This window comes from Mycobacterium sp. RTGN4 (assembly GCF_033804635.1).
In the GTDB taxonomy this organism is placed as follows: domain Bacteria; phylum Actinomycetota; class Actinomycetes; order Mycobacteriales; family Mycobacteriaceae; genus Mycobacterium.
On sequence record NZ_JAPZLB010000056.1, the window covers coordinates 1 to 223 of the forward strand.

Annotated in this window: 1 protein-coding gene; it reads right to left on the minus strand. The window is 68.2% G+C overall.

The annotated features are described in order from the left end of the window. The coding region (locus SLQ30_RS33055) for a hypothetical protein (RefSeq protein ID WP_319458355.1) at positions 1-223 on the minus strand (223 nt) is incomplete at both ends.

Sequence of the window (223 nt, forward strand, 5' to 3'; positions counted from 1 at the left end):
AGATAAGCGACATCGTCGCCGCTCGGCGCGGGCAACGCGGTGCCGGGTTGAGCCTCGATACGGGGGTCCTCGACATCGAGGACCACGCCGGCAAAACCAGCGAGCCGCGCACCCAGTTCGGCAGTCGTGAGCACCGCCACCGGCGCGGCATCCTCGATCACAAACCGCAACCGGGCCGCCGGCACGTTCGGATCGATCGGCAGATACGCCGCCCCAGTCTTGA